Raw genomic sequence first — 15,747 nt, 5'->3', positions numbered from 1 at the left:
TCACTCCTCAAATTCTACTGTAACGTCATAGTCAACCAGACCGAACATTTCCTGGACCGAGCGCGCTGCATTGTCTTCTGCCGTCTGCAGCACACCCTGCCCTTCCGTTTCTGCCAACATCAGTTTTTTGGCTTCTTCAGCCAATTCGTAGGCTTCTGAAATATCGGCACCGCTGCGGAACAGCCCTTCATATGAATAAACCTCCACCTGATCCATGAACAATTCCGGTCCTCCTAAAAATTCGGCCGGCGGCAACGTCAATGTCGCTGTTTTCGCTTCTTCGTCAAGTACAATATCGCCCTCTGATACTTTTGAAAAATCAATGCCGGCACGAACCGATCCCGGAATGACCACCAGCAATTGGCGTTTCGTACCGGGCAGGTCCAGACCGATTTCCTGGCCGAATACCGCATTGTCCTGGCGCTCAATAATGACTTTCGAAAAAGCTTCGGCAGTCGAGAGTTCATTCAATTCCTGGATCTGTTCCAAAAACGCACCTTTGCTCTCAGTTGCAGTACTGCCTTTGATCATCCAAAACGTACCCAGCGGCAAAGCCACCAACAACAGCAATAAAATGGCAATCAATACAAGAAAAGAGTTCCGCCAGACACTCATCATCAATTTGGTTGTTTTCCAGAAGCCGGACTCTTTTGTTTCTCCTTGCCCTTTCACTTCTTCCAATAAACGTTCGATTTCCGTCAATTTTGGATCTTTCGCCAACATAACCCCTACTTTCTTGTATTCTATTCACTCTATCTTCATGTTACGATTATCTAAAGGAGCGATCAGCATGGCCGATTGGCGCGAAAAAATCACCAGTGTTTCAAAAACCAAGGGAACAACTGCTCCAGAAGGCGCGAAACGCGCCGGATTAGGCTGCCTTGGACTTATTATCGTAGCTGTTTCCATTCTAACATTACTCATTACCATTGGTCTTTTCAAAAGCGGCTTTGTCTTAATGGGAATTTTCACTACTGTATTCCTGCTTATCTGTGTTGCTACGGCAGTTCTCCTGCTCGTGCCGAATAAGCGCAATCCGTTGTAAATGTATGAATTTTTGTTAAAATGAGAACAAAGACATAATCCACTTAAAGGAGATTTACGCATGACACTCAAAAAAACACTAACTATCGCCGGATCAGATACTTCCGGCGGAGCAGGCATACAAGCAGACCTTAAAACATTCCAGGAACATGGAACGTACGGCATGAATGCATTGACTGTCATCGTAACCATGGATCCTGAAAATGGCTGGAGCCACGGCATTCACCCTATTGCATTAGATACTGTGGACGCCCAGTTGAAAACCGCCTTTTCTACAGGCGTTGACGCATTAAAAACCGGCATGTTGCCGACTGTTGATATCATCGAAATGGCGGGCAAGGCAATTGCTGATTCCGGCATCAGAGATGTCGTCATCGATCCAGTTATGGCATGCAAAGGGGAAGACGAAGTTTTGTTCCCTGAAAATGTAGATGCCATGATCAAGTATTTATTGCCAAACGCGAAAGTCGTTACACCAAACTTGGTGGAAGCAGGGCAATTATCAGGCGAAGGAACGCTGCAGACAGTAGAAGACATGCAAGCGGCAGCAGAAAAAATCCATGCCCACGGCGCTGAATTTGTTGTCATCAAAGGCGGCAAACAACTCAAGCACGATAAAGCAGCAGATTTGCTGTTCGATGGCAAAAAACATTATTTGCTGACTTCTGAAAAAACGGATACATCTTATAACCACGGCGCCGGCTGCACATTCGCAGCAGCAATCACAGCTAACTTAGCTAACGGCCAATCGGTTAAAGATGCGGTCTTGAATGCTAAAATCTTTGTTGCTACAGCCATCCAACACGGCTGGAAGCTGAACGAATACGTCGGACCGGTTATGCACGGCGCCGCATCGAAATTCACAAAACCTGAAGTTGAAGTAACTGAATTGTAAAATACACCCCCTTCAGCTGTCCCGAAAAGTCATGAAAATGACTTTCTGTGGACAGCCTTTTTTTTATTGATTTTGCCAATGGCCTCCTCGCTTCTTCACGTTCAGCATTCATACTGTACATTTTCACCACAGCTAACTTGTTAAACAACCTAGTTGACACCCCGCACAACCAAATGCTATATTGTATTGCAACATAGCTGATGTATTTACCCCAGCAAAATATTGATCAAAGGAGATGACACAATGTCTTCAAGCCAGATGCTTAAAGGTATACTCGAAGGTTGCCTTCTCGGCATCATTGAAAAAGGCGAAACGTATGGTTATGAAATGATTGAGAAACTGGAAGCGTACGGATTCCAGATGATTAGCGAAGGCAGCATCTACCCTGTACTGATGCGCATGCAAAAAGAAGGATTTGTGCAATCCGTCCTGAAAGCGTCTCCAAGCGGGCCAAAGCGAAAATATTATACACTCACCGACTTGGGGCAAAAAGAATACGAAGAGTTTAAGCTGCGCTGGAATGAATTGTCCCATTCAGTCAATCGACTCGTAGAGGAGGAAATAGAATGATGCTGTCAAAAGAAAGCGAAGAGTTCATCGCAAACTTAAAAATGTACTTGATGACTTCCGGGAAAAATGAAAAAGAGATCCATGAAATCTCGCAAGAATTAAGAGATCACCTGGAAGATGCAGAAAGCCGCGGGAAAACGGTGGATAGTGTCACCGGCGGTTCTCCTGAAACATATTTGAAAAACCTCAGCAGCGAAATGAAGTTTGATGTTTTTGGCATCTTAAAAGTATTGCCGATGCTGATTCTCTTACTGGCAGCTTATTTCATCACCGGTTCAGCTATACGCGGAGATTTGAGTTTTTCTTTATTGTCGATCATCGCTTATCCAGTAATCACTCTGTTCGGCGTCGTTTCTTATATTTACTTCATGCGAAAAATGAGCATCAGCACATGGTCTACTAAAAAAACAATGGTGATTCTTATGACGGTTCAATTTGTCATAAGCATTTCTTTTTTAGCCGTGTTGTTTTTAGATACTTTCATTTTAGATCCGCTGTATATTTATATTCCTTCGCGCGAAATCATGTGGGTCATCGCAGCTGCAGGAATCGCTACTTTTATTGCAGGCGCTTTATGGAGTAAATCCTGGTTCACTATCATCATCCCCATTCTTTTAGTTGGTCCCGATTTCGCCATGCATTTTGTTGATGTAACCGTTACACAGCAACTGATCATCAGTTCTTCCACTCTCTATATCGGTTTGGCTCTTGTCATGTTGTTCATCTTTCTCAAAAACAGAAAGCAAACGGGGCAATAGAGTTTCATCTGCCAAAGCATCCTAATCGCAATATCCCGCATATTTCCCTATACTGAAAGAATACCGATTCTTTAGGAGGAACATCATGGAACTAGTCGAAGTAAAAAAATTGCAAGTACAATTGGACGCATTTGCAGGCAAAGATGTCTACCTTCATTTGGAAACGACAAACGGCTCTTATGCGACGCATTTCAACGAAGGCTTTTTCAATGCCGGCGCGTTCATCCGCAACGTGGTCATCAATTACGAGCTTGGAAAAGTGGTCGGCGACAGCCCGCACCGCGTGGGACTGAAACTGCCGCATGGCTGGGTCTATGCACAAGGCATCACACATTACGAATTGGATGAACAGGGCCGCCTTTTGCTTGCAGGGCATGACGGCACTGGGAAATTGGCGGTGGCGCTGGAGATCAGCGAAACACCGTTCAGTTATTAAGGGAGGAACTTACCATGACAATTCCACAAGAACGCCATGTGCTGGTCGTCTTCCCTCACCCGGACGATGAAGCGTTCGGTGTTTCCGGAACGATCACCACACATATCAACCAGGGCACACCCGTTACATACGCGTGTCTGACACTCGGCGAAATGGGCCGCAACCTCGGCAACCCGCCATTCGCTACAAGAGAATCATTGCCGGTCATCCGCAAGCAGGAACTTCTAGCTTCTGCAGAGGCGATGGGATTGACTGACCTTCGGATGATGGGATTGCGCGACAAAACCATCGAATTTGAAGACGACGAGAAGATGGTTGGCCTAATGGCAGAGCTGATCGAAGAATTGAACCCGTCGAAGATCATCACCTTCTATCCGGACTATGCTGTCCACCCAGATCATGAAGCAACTGCCCGCGCGGTTGTCCGTGCAGTCCGCCGAATGAAGGACCGCCCGACCTTGCATTGTGTCGCTTTTGCGAACAATACACTGGAGATGCTTGGCCAACCGGATGTCGTTTACGATATTCAGGATGTTCGTGAGCAGAAAATGAATTCCATGAAAGCGCACATCTCGCAAACTGCTTGGATGCTTGCCGAGATGGAGCACAAGCTGCAGCAAGGCGATACAGAGACCGAAAACTGGTTGACGAAAGAACGCTTTTATAATTATCGCTGGCATGAGGATTTTGAAGAATCCTTCTAAATATTACCCCCTCAATATTTTCTTTATTGAGGGGGTATTTTTTATGGATGTTTTCAGATAATATAAACATTGGTTGTGGAGCGCTTTCATAGGGGAAAAGCGTTGTATAATCAGTTATAATTATGTGTATTCATACACTCAGAAAAGGGGATTTATTTGTGAAAAAGTTTTCTATCTCAACCTGGCTGCTGTTTTTGATTCCTTCTCTACTCGGAATCATACTGTTTTTGGTACCAATTCCAACAGACGAAGGCTGGATGGTGACCATAGCAGTCCTCGCCAACCTTATGGCGGGATCCATCGAATCCATCGTACCGTGGATCATGATGGGCATTTTAATTGTAGCGGCCTTAGGTTCATTGGTTTTCATCACCAAAAAAGTCAACGAAACAGATTATGTTCCGTTTATGGACAAGCTTTTTAACGTCAATCTTTTTTGGACCATTGTCCGGATTCTTGGAGCAGTATTTGCAGTCATGGTGTTGTTCCAAGTTGGGCCAGAACCTATTTGGAATGAAAATACAGGAGGGCTCCTTCTTGCCGGCGACGGTTTACTGTCTTTCCTTTTCACCATTTTCCTTTTTGCTGGCCTGCTTCTCCCTCTATTGATGAACTTTGGCTTATTGGAATTTTTCGGCACGATGATGGTGAAAATCATGCGCCCGCTGTTCCGCCTGCCTGGCCGTTCATCCATTGATGCTTTGGCATCGTGGGTTGGAGATGGCACCATTGGGGTCCTACTGACAAGCAAGCAATACGAAGCGAATAAATACACGCAGCGTGAAGCCGCGATTATCGGAACAACATTCTCCGTCGTTTCCATCACGTTTGCGATTGTCGTCATTCAGGAAATTGGTCTCGGCAGCTACTTCCTCCCTTATTACGCAACGGTCATTTTAGCAGGCGTCATTCTTGCACTTATTATGCCGCGGATTTACCCATTAACGAACAAGCCGACCACTTTCATGGACGGTTCACCACAGGAATCCCAGTCAGAAGACGTGCCGGCTGGTTATAGTGTCACTTCGCACGGCATCGAAAGTGCTTTGACGAAGGCGGAAGATAACCGCTCAGTCAGCAAATTCTTCAAAGACGGCTTTAAAAACGTATTGGATATGTGGATTGGTGTTGCACCGGTTGTTATGGCATTCGGTACTGTCGCATTGATCTTGGCTGAATACACTTCGGTGTTCACGATTCTGGGTACACCGTTCGAACCGTATTTGCGTTTGCTGGGCGTGCCAGAAGCGGCTGAAGCTGCGCAATTGATGGTCGTCGGTTTTGCCGATATGTTCCTGCCGGCTATTTTAGGTGCAGGCATCGAATCTGAAATGACGCGCTTTGTTGTCGCCACCATGTCCGTTACACAATTGATCTACATGTCTGAAGTTGGCGGCTTGCTGTTAGGTTCCAAGATTCCTGTAAATATCCTGGACCTGATCATCATCTTCTTGCTTCGCACAATCATTGCATTGCCGATCGTTGTGGGCGTCGCACATCTACTATTCTAATCAAATAAAAAACGAAAAAAACGCCATCCGCAGATTAGACTGCGGATGGCGTTTCTTATTATTCATTTAATGAAATTCACTCAAGCGGGCTGGAGCTTTTTTTTTAATTTTTCCAGCATGTCATATGTCATGGCATCCAAATCGTAAGAAGCTTTAAAGCCCCATTCGGTCTGGGCAGCAGAAGCATCGATGTTATCCGGCCAGCTGTCTGCAATTTCCTGTCTGATCGGATCGACCGCATAAGACATCTTGAAATCAGGAATGTGCTTGCGGATGGAAGCGGCAATTTGTTCCGGCTCAAAACTCATCGCTGTTACATTGAACGCATTTCGGTGGATCAATTTGGCTGGGTCTGCTTCCATCAAATCAACAATGGCCTGCAGCGCGTCCGGCATATACATCATATCCATGTAGGTGCCTTCTGCAATGTAAGACGTATAGCTGCCTTGTTCGATCGCCTTGTAATAGATATCGACTGCGTAATCGGTCGTTCCGCCGCCCGGCTGAGCTACGTTGGAAATCAGTCCTGGGAAACGGACGCCGCGCGTGTCCACTCCGAATTTTGTAAAGTAATAGTCACAAAGCAATTCACCAGCCACCTTGTTAACGCCGTACATAGTTGTCGGACGCTGCAACGTGTCTTGCGGTGTGTTTTTCTTAGGCGTTGACGGACCGAAAGCGCCAATGGAACTGGGTGTGAAAAATTGCATGCCGAGTTCACGAGAGGCTTCAAGCGCATTGACAAGTCCGCCCATATTCAAGTTCCAGGCAAGAAGAGGCTTTTCTTCAGCAGTCGCTGACAGCAAAGCCGCCATATGGACCATTGTATCGGCACCAAAATCTTTTGCCAGGTCATGCATTCTCTGTGCATCGGTAACATCCAAAATTTCAAAAGGTCCTGATTGATCGGAAGACTGGCGGATATCCGTCGCCAATACATTGTCGTTGCCGTAGATGCTACGCATTTTCCCGACAAGCTCCGACCCTATCTGTCCTAAAGCACCTGTAATCATAATTCGTTCCATTTTCAACACTCCTTTTCCGGAAAACATTTGTCCTGTGTAAAAAAACAAAAAATAGCTTGTAAACCTTGCTAATCAAACCTTTATTATCTAGCTATTATAAGTTGTTCTCTTTAAAAACACAAACACTTTATCGGAAAGTGTGGGTGAAAATCTCCTTCCTTCATCCTAGAGACAGCCTGAAAAGCTATTTTTTTCTGCCGTTCACTTCATTTGAGACTGTTGCGAAGGCGTGCTATAATAAATCAGCTCTAGGATTTCTGTTGGATTTCAAAACGGATTTTCCTTTTTTTAATCCTTAAACCAACTAATCCAGTTGGTTATAATGGCTTTATTGATATTTCATTTATTTGGATTAAATCAAAGAGAATGAAAGCCAGCAAGGAGTCTCGGAAACAAAATACAAACGAAACGAGGAGATTTACATGAAGAAATTCAGTTTGGCGTTTTTATTAGTCTTAGCAATGTTGGTTTTAGCTGCCTGTGGCGGTGGATCCCCTGAAGAAGACCCGACGACGGATGATGCGGCGGACAACGGAGGATCCGGAGAAGATGTCCTGGCTAAGGTCAAGGAAGAAGGAACATTGGTCATCGGTACGGAAGGAACCTACCCTCCTTTCACTTTCCATGACGCTTCCGGAGAATTGACTGGTTTTGATGTTGAAATTGCACGCGAAGTCGCCGAGCGCCTGGGTGTCGAAGCTGAATTTCTTGAAACCCAATGGGATGCCATGTTTGCAGGATTGGACGCCGGACGCTTTGATATGGTCGCCAACCAGGTCGGAATCAACCCTGAGCGCCAGGAAAGCTATGAGTTTTCAGATCCATACATCACTTCCACTGCGGTTTTGGTAGTTGCTGAAGACAATACGGAGATCCAAAGCTTTGAAGACTTGGATGGCAAATTGTCTGCACAATCATTGACAAGCAACTATGCTGAAACAGCCACTTCTTACGGCGCGGAACTTGAAGGCGTCGAAGGGTTTAACCAAGCGATTGAATTACTGAATTCCGGCCGCGTTGATGCGACCGTCAATGATAACTTGACCGTTTTGGATTTCCTGAAACAGCGCCCGGATGCAAAAGTGAAAGTTGTCGATGAATCCGGAGATGCTGCACAAAGTGCATTATTGTTCAGAAAAGACAGTGGCGCAATTGTGGATGAAGCGAATAAAGCGTTGGCTGATATGATCGAAGACGGCACGTACGATGAAATTTCCGAAAAATGGTTTGGTGAAAATGTACTTGAATAGTATTTTCTCAGATCCGGTCAGAATGGAACGGCTTGTGGATATTGCGCAATCCTCATTTCTTCCATTAATCGAAGCCACGCTGCAATTCACGTTGCCTTTATCGATCATTTCCTTTATTTTTGGATTGATTTTGGCGATTTTGACTGCTTTGGCGCGGATTTCGACGGTTAAAATTTTCCAGATCATTGCCCGTGTTTACGTATCGATCATACGCGGTACGCCTTTATTGGTTCAATTATTCATCCTGTTTTACGGATTGCCCACACTCGGCATCACCATCGATCCGTTTCCTGCGGCAGTGATCGGCTTCTCCCTGAACGTCGGAGCTTATGCTTCCGAAGTGATCCGGGCAGCGATCCTGTCGATTCCAAAAGGCCAATGGGAGGCAGCCGACACGATCGGCATGTCCTATATACAATCATTGCGCCGCGTTATTTTGCCTCAGGCGTCACGTGTTTCATTGCCGCCCTTGTCCAATACGTTTATCAGCTTGATCAAAGATACGTCACTGGCATCGCTGATTTTGGTTACCGAGATGTTCAGGGTCGCCCAGCAAATCGCCGCAACCAACTACGAGTTCCTGCTGCTGTACGGGCAGGCGGCATTGCTTTACTGGGTCATCTGCTTTGCCTTGTCGCTGGTCCAAGGACGGCTTGAACATCGCTTTGACCGCTACGTTTCCCGATAATACAAGCAGTTCACTGATTGCAGTAAGGAGTCCGATATGATTTCAATCAAAAATTTGCATAAAAAGTTCGGTGACCTCGAAGTATTGAAAGGCATTGATGCAGATGTCCAAAAAGGCCAGGCAATTGTAGTTATCGGCCCATCCGGTTCAGGTAAAACGACATTTCTCCGTTGCCTCAATACATTAGAAACACCCACTTCCGGTTCTGTAACGATCGACGAACAGACCGCCGACTTCTCCAAACCTTTGTCGAAAAAGCAGATTATGGCTTTTCGCAAGCAGTCGGCCATGGTCTTCCAGCACTACAACCTATTCCCTCACATGACCGCTCTTGAAAATGTCATGGAAGGACCCGTTACTGTCCAGAAGCAGGATAAAAAGCTGGCCCGAAAAAAAGCCGAGCAGCTGCTGACGAAAGTCGGGCTCGGCGAAAAGATCAATGACTACCCGTTCCAGCTGAGCGGTGGGCAACAACAGCGTGTCGGCATCGCCCGGGCACTGGCACTTGAGCCAAAAGTGATGCTTTTTGATGAACCGACCTCCGCGCTCGACCCCGAATTGGTCGGCGAAGTGCTGCAGGTCATGAAAGATTTGGCCGCTGAAGGCATGACGATGGTCGTAGTGACTCACGAAATGCGTTTTGCCAAAGGCGTCGCGGACGAAGTGCTGTTCATGGACGAAGGACGCATCATCGAACGCGGCAAGCCCGAAGACATTTTCAACCATCCGACAGAAGAACGGACAAAACGTTTCTTAAGTTTGATCCAGAAAACGGATGTCATCTAAAAACTCGCGGACCCAATGGGCCCGCGAGTTTTTTATGTTTATTTTTCTATAGTCCATTTCTTGACCGTCAGTTTTTCCAATTGTACTGGATCCACTTCTACGCCTAATCCGGGTTTGCCGGATAAGAAAACGTATGGATGTTTATAAGTCAAATCACCGATTTCCTCGCTGAACAGCAGCGGTCCCGTCAGTTCCGTGCTTTCAATATTGATGCGCGACATGGCTACATGATAGCCAGCGGCAGATCCGACGGAAGATTCCACCATGGAGCCGATTTGGCACTTCATGCCCGCTGCTTCAGCGGTTTTCGCCATTTGGGCCGCATGGAAAATGCCCGCACATTTCATCAGCTTGATATTGATGACGTCCGCCGCCTGCAAGCGGATGATTTCCAAGAGGTCTTCCATTGACTGAAGGCTTTCGTCTGCCATGATTGGTACAGCGGTCTTCGAACGGATTTCGGCCAATCCGCGAATATCGCCCATGCGGATCGGCTGTTCAATCCAGGCAATGTTCGCTCCTTCGAGTTGTTTAATGGCTGCAACCGCTATCCCTGAGGACTTCCATCCTTGATTGACATCCACGCGGATCGGCATGTCCTTGCCGACCGTTTCACGAACTGCCAAAATTCGGTCCACATCTTCCTGCGCCTGCCCTTTTCCTACTTTCAGTTTAAGAGACGCATAGCCCATTTCAACAGCTTTCCGAGCTTTCTCCGCCATGATTTCAGGCGCTTCAATGCTGAGCACTTTCGGGTAATCAAGATGTTCCGTCGCCTGTCCGCCGATCAGGTTGTATACTGGTTGGCCAGCCGCCTTGCCCATCAAGTCGTAGCAGGCAATATCCACAGCAGCTTTGGCTGCAGGGTTCCGTGCCATCAATGCGTTCATTTTTGAATGAATCGATTCGATGTCAAACGGGTTCATGCCAATAATGGCCGGCAGGAACAGTTCTTTCAACACCTCAAAAGCTGCCGTAAAATATTCTCCAGTTACATGTTCATCCGGAACGGCTTCTCCGTATCCAACCAATCCATTGTCGGTTTCCAGTACTAGAATCAATGCCGGCATATCCGGGTACGTCGCATAGGAAATGATGAATGGTTCGTTGAGTGGAAATCTGACCGCATGCAATGATGCTTTTGTGATTTTCATTTGACAGCCTCCATTAAATTTAACTTATTGTATACTTACTACTATAGTGAAATTCTCGAATGAATGGTATTTTATTTTCATCACAAAGGAGTTTTGACAAATGACGTTAACTGAACAGATCCGGTCGCTCTACGGCGAAATGGTGGAGACCCGAAGATATTTGCATATGCACCCCGAATTGTCGCATCAAGAAATCGCCACGCCCGCTTTTATTGCGGATCGTTTGGAAAAATTGGGTATAGAAGTTCGCCGGGACGTTGGCGGACGTGGTGTTGTCGGGACGATCCGCGGCGGAAAGCCTGGCAAAACGATTGCATTCCGTGCAGATTTCGATGCTTTGCCGATCGATGACCAAAAAGACGTTTCTTATAAGTCCACGGTTCCGGGTGTGATGCACGCCTGCGGCCATGATGGCCATACTGCCGCTTTGCTGGGCTTCGCCAAAGCGATGGTGGCCATTCAGGAAGAACTGCCGGGCACAATTGTCTTGATCCATCAATTCGGCGAGGAACTATCGCCAGGCGGTGCACGCGCCATGATTGAAGATGGCTGCCTGGAAGGCGTCGATGCGGTCTACGGTGCTCACCTGCAAAGCAAGATGGACAGCGGCCGGATTTATGTGCGCGACGGATTCCTTCAGGCTTCTGAAGATACCGTCAAAATTATCGTCCACGGTTCTGGAACACACGGGGCAGAACCGCACAACGGCGTCGATCCGATTTTGGCAGCGAGCCATATCATGGTTGCTTTGCAGTCCATCGTCAGCCGCAATGCCGATCCATTGAAAGAACTGGTCGTCTCAATCGGCAAATTCCATGCCGGCGATGCCGATAACGTCATTTCGAGCAAAGCAGTGCTGGAAGGCACAATTCGCGTATTCGATCCCGAACTCCGCGCGCTCGCCAGCCAGCGCCTTCGGACCGTTGTCGAGAACGTCGCCATCGCCATGGGCGCCACCGCAGAAGTGATCATCGAAAATGGCTACGATTCTCTTTGGAACCATTCAGCTGAAACCGATCGTGTCCGCATTGCCGGACGCGGGGTAGTGGGAGTTGAAAATGTGGTGGAAATCGATCCGGTCATGCCGGTCGAAGATTTCACTTATTTTACACAGGCCAAGTCCGGCGCCTATTTCTTTGTCGGCGCGAAAATGGATGATGAACAGACTGTTTACCCGCATCACCATGAAAACTTCGATTTTAATGAAACCGCTATGCTGGTGACAGCGGAAATGTTCGCTGCGATTTATTTTGAGGAGCAGAAATTGGCGTTGGACAATATTGTGCCTGTTTTGGACAGTAAGTAAGCTGATTTCGACAGTGCTTCGCCAATTTGGACTGTATTTCACCCAACCAGGACTGTATATCCTATATTTGGAAATAAAAACACGCCCGGCAGCATAAAGCCGGGCGTGTTTTCGTGTTTTAGTTGATGACGCCTAATTCTTTCCCGACTTTTTCGTAAGTGGCAATGGCTTCATCCAACATTTCTTTCGTATGGGCAGCTGTCGGCATGTTGCGGACGCGTCCAGTACCTTTTGGAACCGTTGGGAAGACGATTGATTTCGCGTAGACGCCTTCTTCGAACAAACGCTTCGAAAATTCCTGCGTCAGCTTTTCGTCGCCGATGATGCAAGGAGTGATCGGTGTTTCTGAATGGCCGATATCAAAGCCTAATTGATCCAGACCCTTTTTCAAATAATCGCCGTTGTCCCATAATTTATCATGCAATTCCGTTGAATCGATGATCATTTGGACAGCCGCTGTGATAGCTGCAACGTCGCCTGGAGTCACCGCTGTCGAGAACAAGAATGGACGCGAACGAACTTTCAGCCAATCAATCAGGTTTTTCTTGCCGGCTACATAACCGCCGACAACGCCGACTGCTTTGGATAAAGTACCCATTTGCATATCGATTTCTTTTTCAAGGCCGAAATGCTTCACGGTGCCTTTCCCTTTGCCGGTAACGCCTGAACCGTGCGCATCATCGACGTACGTGACCAAGTCGAATTCTTTGGCGATTTCTACGATTTCCGGAAGCTTGGCAATATCGCCATCCATCGAAAAGACGCCATCTGTGATGACCATGACTTTATTGTAAAGGCCGGATTCAGTCGCTTCTTTCGCTTTCAGGCGAAGGTCTTCCATATCCGAGTGCTTAAATGCGATGATTTTCGCTTTCGACAAGCGGCAGCCATCGATGATGGATGCATGGTTCAACTGGTCAGAAAGAATCGCATCGTTCTTGTCCATGACAGCTGAAATGGCCGCCATGTTGCAATTAAAGCCGGATTGATAAGAAATAGCCGCTTCTGTACCTTTGAATTCAGCTAACTTTTCTTCCAACTTCACATGCAGATCCAACGTTCCGTTGATTGTACGGACTGCCCCTGCGCCGACACCGTATTTGTCGATGGCGTCTTTTGCCACTTGCTTCAAGTCTTCGTTGGTCGCAAGCCCCAAGTAGTTATTTGAAGAAAGGTTGATCAGTTCCTTGCCGCGCACTTTGATGATCGCGCCGTTCGGTCCTTCAACCGGATCGATTTCATTATAGAGGCCCTGCTCTTTTAATTCTGTTAAGTTCTCATCTAAAAATGCATCTAATTTTTTCGACAATGTCCTCTTCCTTTCACAAACAATCTCAGTTTCCATCTTACCATAAGGGGCATTTTCTCCAAAAGAAAAAGCGGACCGAGGTCCGCTTTTGCCTTATTTATTGCCTTTTCCGTTGTTCTTGCCTTTGCCTTTGTTCGGGTTGTCCTTTTTGTAGACGACTTCATAAGTGAATTCTTTCGCTTCTTTTTGCCCTTCTTTAGCAGCATAAGAAGTGATCATTTTCACATTGCCTTCACGGAGAACTTGTTGAAGATCCAAGGCTTGTTTCTCCGTCACGTTATACGGATCTACGTGGAAGACGCGTTCTTTGCCATTTTTCTTGGTTTGGATGAATGTTGTCGTAAAGTTGACGTAGTCACCTTTCAACTGCCCCAATGACTGGAAAACCTCCGTTGACGTGCCGTTAGCCGAGAAATCACCTAATTTAATGTTCTTGATGAACCAGCCTGGGTTGTTGGAACCCCAGTCAGTCAAGTTGCGGAATGAAACCAGGACATCTTTTCCTGCGTAAGCCGACAAGTCAAATGTTTCTGTTGCCCAGTCGCCATTTGTTCCCGTGAAGCCAGGTACGTTTTCCTTGATGGTCGGGTAGCCTTCTGCCACTACGTCACTGCGCGTATTGGCGTTTTCTAGAGAAGTCCATGTATCGCCATTGTCAGTCGATACTTGAACCATGCCGAAATCCCATTGCTCTTCAATATCGTAGTAGTGCTCGAACGTCAAAGCCGCGTTGGCAGCAGGCACTGTTGCTCCAAAGATCAATTCCTGATCTGCTTCGTCTCCGTTATTTGCATGCAATACTTGTGCACCAGAACCTTTTGGATCTGCTACAGTTTTCCATTGCAATGGCAGGAAATCTACGCCGTCAAACTTCAGGCCGCGGACATCTTTGCCGAAGTTGAACTCTTTAAAGTCACCGCCCCATGCTGGAACGCCTTCTTTTTCAAATGTTTTCGCTTTTTCAAAGTCTACAGTTTTGCCTCTTACCTCACTTGCAGTGCCAACTGGCAGTTTGCGAAGATCAATGCTGTCGATATTGTAGTCGCTGCTGACGTTTGAATTATCCAACGTCAATGCCGTCATGAAGTTCTGGTAAACTTCCGTGAATGTTTTACCAGTGCCATAATCTTTCAGCACTTTGTCGACGCTTGCCATCCCTTGGCTGTCGCCGTCTGTTGCCAATTCACGAATAAATTCCTGTCCGAATTTGTCGTACATGTATAGAGTGAACAGGTAGACCTGGCCATAATCTGCAATTGTTTCCGGGCCAGTTGCTGCTGTTCCATGCTCATCCCAGTTGACCAATGAGTTTTCCGGGTGATCCAAATAGAAGTTGATCGATCCTTCTCCATGGCCATAACCGCCCAGGAATTCAGAGAATGTCGACATGCCTTCGTTCAACCAGGTTTCCTCAGCGCCGTCGTTGTCGGCTTGGATCAAATGCTGCAACTCATGGATGGTTGTGCCGAAGAATGTGCTCTCCAAACGCGTTTCCCATGAATTCGTATCGATGGTGATGATGTTGCGGTCTGTGTAGTTTTCAAGCGTCTGCCAGAAGAAACCGGCAACAAAGAATGGATAGCTCGGGTCGTTCCAGCCTTCATCCTGGACATTGTCGACCAGCATGATGACTTTGTCAGATCCTTCGTAATAGTCATCAGGTAGTCCTACTATACCTGGAACAGTAGCCTTTGATCCGTCCAATTGGTCCGGTGTTCCAAAGAAATCCGTCGCTACCGGATAGATATTGCTGTCGAATTCAGCACGTAATTTATCCACCTGCGCTTGTGTTACCACATCGGCTGGTTTTGGGTTGTTCGGTCCATAAGCCAAATCATTGGCTACCCAGATTTCCACATTGTCGCCAATGCTGCGCAAAGTAAATTCTTTAAAGCTTAAGTTGCGGTCCAGGAATAATTTCGTTCCATGGTCTTCTGTAAATGCGCTGTCTGCTTTTGAATCAGACTCTCCGCCTGCCACTTCATCAGCCTGCGCCTTTATCTTTTTATCTGCTTCTTTTTTGAAATTTTCATCTTGCGTCAACTCATTCAGGCTTTGGTCGATATCGATCCGGTCCCCGTATCGTTCACTGTTCCAGTCGTTCATTGATGGCACTGCTTCGGTCGGTGCCGCTGCAGCTGCTGGCGTGAATAAAGATAGGGTTAACGCACTAGCCGATAAGATCGATACCCATTTGCTGTTTTTCATGTTGAATCCCCTTCCGAACTGTCAGAATATTATTTCTTTGAAAATCTTACCATGACAGAATAGTCAGAAGAATAGGCTATAAGATGTATTTCGAGTTACGAAA

General features: G+C 46.7%; 16 protein-coding genes. 11 read left to right on the top strand and 5 right to left on the bottom strand.

The window, feature by feature from the left end:
* The gene (locus tag QMA04_RS03665) at nucleotides 1-720 is read right to left on the bottom strand and encodes a DUF4230 domain-containing protein (RefSeq protein ID WP_191714459.1); all 720 of its coding nucleotides are present in this window, start codon (nucleotides 718-720) and stop codon (nucleotides 1-3) included.
* A 70-nt stretch (nucleotides 721-790) separates the two neighbouring features.
* Between QMA04_RS03665 and QMA04_RS03660 the strand changes: the two genes are divergently transcribed.
* The 7 genes from QMA04_RS03660 (at nucleotide 791) to QMA04_RS03630 (ending at nucleotide 5,918) form a co-directional block, all read left to right on the top strand.
* Entirely contained in the window at nucleotides 791-1,045 is a 255-nt protein-coding gene (locus QMA04_RS03660; protein WP_290183985.1) for a hypothetical protein, read from the top strand.
* A 60-nt stretch (nucleotides 1,046-1,105) separates the two neighbouring features.
* Nucleotides 1,106-1,939: a bifunctional hydroxymethylpyrimidine kinase/phosphomethylpyrimidine kinase gene (thiD, locus tag QMA04_RS03655; RefSeq protein ID WP_290183984.1), complete on the top strand. Its 834-nt coding sequence runs from the start codon at nucleotides 1,106-1,108 to the stop codon at nucleotides 1,937-1,939.
* A gap of 243 nt (nucleotides 1,940-2,182) precedes the next feature.
* Nucleotides 2,183-2,509 (top strand): PadR family transcriptional regulator, encoded by a 327-nt coding sequence (locus QMA04_RS03650; protein WP_290183983.1) that lies wholly within the window; start codon nucleotides 2,183-2,185, stop codon nucleotides 2,507-2,509.
* Nucleotides 2,506-3,267, top strand: coding sequence for an HAAS domain-containing protein (locus QMA04_RS03645; RefSeq protein ID WP_290183982.1), 762 nt, complete (start codon nucleotides 2,506-2,508; stop codon nucleotides 3,265-3,267). Before QMA04_RS03650 ends, QMA04_RS03645 begins: the two co-directional genes overlap by 4 nt.
* An 85-nt stretch (nucleotides 3,268-3,352) precedes the next feature.
* Nucleotides 3,353-3,703: a YojF family protein gene (locus QMA04_RS03640; RefSeq protein ID WP_191713501.1), complete on the top strand. Its 351-nt coding sequence runs from the start codon at nucleotides 3,353-3,355 to the stop codon at nucleotides 3,701-3,703.
* 14 nt (nucleotides 3,704-3,717) lie between these two features.
* Nucleotides 3,718-4,407, top strand: coding sequence for a bacillithiol biosynthesis deacetylase BshB2 (gene bshB2 / locus QMA04_RS03635; RefSeq protein WP_191713500.1), 690 nt, complete (start codon nucleotides 3,718-3,720; stop codon nucleotides 4,405-4,407).
* A 158-nt stretch (nucleotides 4,408-4,565) separates the two neighbouring features.
* Nucleotides 4,566-5,918 (top strand): YjiH family protein, encoded by a 1,353-nt coding sequence (locus tag QMA04_RS03630; protein WP_290183981.1) that lies wholly within the window; start codon nucleotides 4,566-4,568, stop codon nucleotides 5,916-5,918.
* An 80-nt stretch (nucleotides 5,919-5,998) separates the two neighbouring features.
* Here QMA04_RS03630 and QMA04_RS03625 read toward each other — a convergent pair whose 3' ends face one another.
* Nucleotides 5,999-6,943: an L-threonine 3-dehydrogenase gene (locus QMA04_RS03625; protein WP_203339027.1), complete on the bottom strand. Its 945-nt coding sequence runs from the start codon at nucleotides 6,941-6,943 to the stop codon at nucleotides 5,999-6,001.
* A gap of 422 nt (nucleotides 6,944-7,365) precedes the next feature.
* On the opposite strand from QMA04_RS03625, the gene QMA04_RS03620 reads away from it, so the two are divergent.
* Genes QMA04_RS03620 through QMA04_RS03610 form a run of 3 tightly spaced genes read left to right on the top strand, consistent with a single transcriptional unit; the run spans nucleotide 7,366 to nucleotide 9,667 of the window.
* Nucleotides 7,366-8,193, top strand: a complete 828-nt coding sequence (locus QMA04_RS03620) for an amino acid ABC transporter substrate-binding protein (protein ID WP_203339026.1) — start codon at nucleotides 7,366-7,368, stop codon at nucleotides 8,191-8,193.
* Nucleotides 8,180-8,881: an amino acid ABC transporter permease gene (locus tag QMA04_RS03615; protein ID WP_290184035.1), complete on the top strand. Its 702-nt coding sequence runs from the start codon at nucleotides 8,180-8,182 to the stop codon at nucleotides 8,879-8,881. The genes QMA04_RS03620 and QMA04_RS03615 overlap by 14 nt, the downstream gene beginning before the upstream one ends.
* 36 nt (nucleotides 8,882-8,917) lie before the next feature.
* Complete coding sequence (locus QMA04_RS03610; protein ID WP_203339025.1) at nucleotides 8,918-9,667, top strand: amino acid ABC transporter ATP-binding protein; 750 nt, start codon at nucleotides 8,918-8,920, stop codon at nucleotides 9,665-9,667.
* 38 nt (nucleotides 9,668-9,705) lie between these two features.
* On the opposite strand, the gene QMA04_RS03605 is transcribed toward QMA04_RS03610, so the two are convergent.
* Complete coding sequence (locus QMA04_RS03605; RefSeq protein WP_290183980.1) at nucleotides 9,706-10,821, bottom strand: mandelate racemase/muconate lactonizing enzyme family protein; 1,116 nt, start codon at nucleotides 10,819-10,821, stop codon at nucleotides 9,706-9,708.
* Nucleotides 10,822-10,921: 100 nt separating this feature from the next.
* On the opposite strand from QMA04_RS03605, the gene QMA04_RS03600 reads away from it, so the two are divergent.
* Nucleotides 10,922-12,127 carry a M20 metallopeptidase family protein gene (locus QMA04_RS03600; protein WP_290183979.1) on the top strand — a complete coding sequence of 402 codons (1,206 nt, stop codon included), beginning with the start codon at nucleotides 10,922-10,924 and terminating at the stop codon, nucleotides 12,125-12,127.
* Nucleotides 12,128-12,245: 118 nt separating this feature from the next.
* On the opposite strand, the gene QMA04_RS03595 is transcribed toward QMA04_RS03600, so the two are convergent.
* Together QMA04_RS03595 and QMA04_RS03590 are read right to left on the bottom strand one after the other, a co-directional pair.
* Nucleotides 12,246-13,436, bottom strand: a complete 1,191-nt coding sequence (locus tag QMA04_RS03595) for a glycine C-acetyltransferase (RefSeq protein ID WP_290183978.1) — start codon at nucleotides 13,434-13,436, stop codon at nucleotides 12,246-12,248.
* Nucleotides 13,437-13,529: 93 nt separating this feature from the next.
* Nucleotides 13,530-15,644, bottom strand: a complete 2,115-nt coding sequence (locus QMA04_RS03590) for a M6 family metallopeptidase (protein WP_290183977.1) — start codon at nucleotides 15,642-15,644, stop codon at nucleotides 13,530-13,532.
* Nucleotides 15,645-15,747 lie beyond the last annotated feature (103 nt).

Source organism: Planococcus sp. APC 3900 (assembly GCF_030407735.1).
Taxonomy (GTDB): Bacteria; Bacillota; Bacilli; order Bacillales_A; family Planococcaceae; genus Planococcus; species Planococcus notacanthi.
The sequence above is the reverse complement of the archived record's forward strand: the minus strand, read 5'-3'. Positions and strand labels throughout refer to the sequence as shown.

What these genes read in the sequence shown, in the direction of transcription:
- QMA04_RS03645 (WP_290183982.1), top strand. Translation starts at nt 2,506, where the DNA reads ATGATGCTGTCAAAAGAAAGCGAAGAGTTCATCGCAAACTTAAAAATG.
- QMA04_RS03660 (WP_290183985.1), top strand. Translation starts at nt 791, where the DNA reads ATGGCCGATTGGCGCGAAAAAATCACCAGTGTTTCAAAAACCAAGGGA.
- bshB2 (WP_191713500.1), top strand. Translation starts at nt 3,718, where the DNA reads ATGACAATTCCACAAGAACGCCATGTGCTGGTCGTCTTCCCTCACCCG.
- QMA04_RS03625 (WP_203339027.1), bottom strand. Translation starts at nt 6,943, where the DNA reads ATGGAACGAATTATGATTACAGGTGCTTTAGGACAGATAGGGTCGGAG.
- QMA04_RS03640 (WP_191713501.1), top strand. Translation starts at nt 3,353, where the DNA reads ATGGAACTAGTCGAAGTAAAAAAATTGCAAGTACAATTGGACGCATTT.
- QMA04_RS03605 (WP_290183980.1), bottom strand. Translation starts at nt 10,821, where the DNA reads ATGAAAATCACAAAAGCATCATTGCATGCGGTCAGATTTCCACTCAAC.
- thiD (WP_290183984.1), top strand. Translation starts at nt 1,106, where the DNA reads ATGACACTCAAAAAAACACTAACTATCGCCGGATCAGATACTTCCGGC.
- QMA04_RS03600 (WP_290183979.1), top strand. Translation starts at nt 10,922, where the DNA reads ATGACGTTAACTGAACAGATCCGGTCGCTCTACGGCGAAATGGTGGAG.
- QMA04_RS03620 (WP_203339026.1), top strand. Translation starts at nt 7,366, where the DNA reads ATGAAGAAATTCAGTTTGGCGTTTTTATTAGTCTTAGCAATGTTGGTT.
- QMA04_RS03590 (WP_290183977.1), bottom strand. Translation starts at nt 15,644, where the DNA reads ATGAAAAACAGCAAATGGGTATCGATCTTATCGGCTAGTGCGTTAACC.
- QMA04_RS03615 (WP_290184035.1), top strand. Translation starts at nt 8,180, where the DNA reads ATGTACTTGAATAGTATTTTCTCAGATCCGGTCAGAATGGAACGGCTT.
- QMA04_RS03650 (WP_290183983.1), top strand. Translation starts at nt 2,183, where the DNA reads ATGTCTTCAAGCCAGATGCTTAAAGGTATACTCGAAGGTTGCCTTCTC.
- QMA04_RS03610 (WP_203339025.1), top strand. Translation starts at nt 8,918, where the DNA reads ATGATTTCAATCAAAAATTTGCATAAAAAGTTCGGTGACCTCGAAGTA.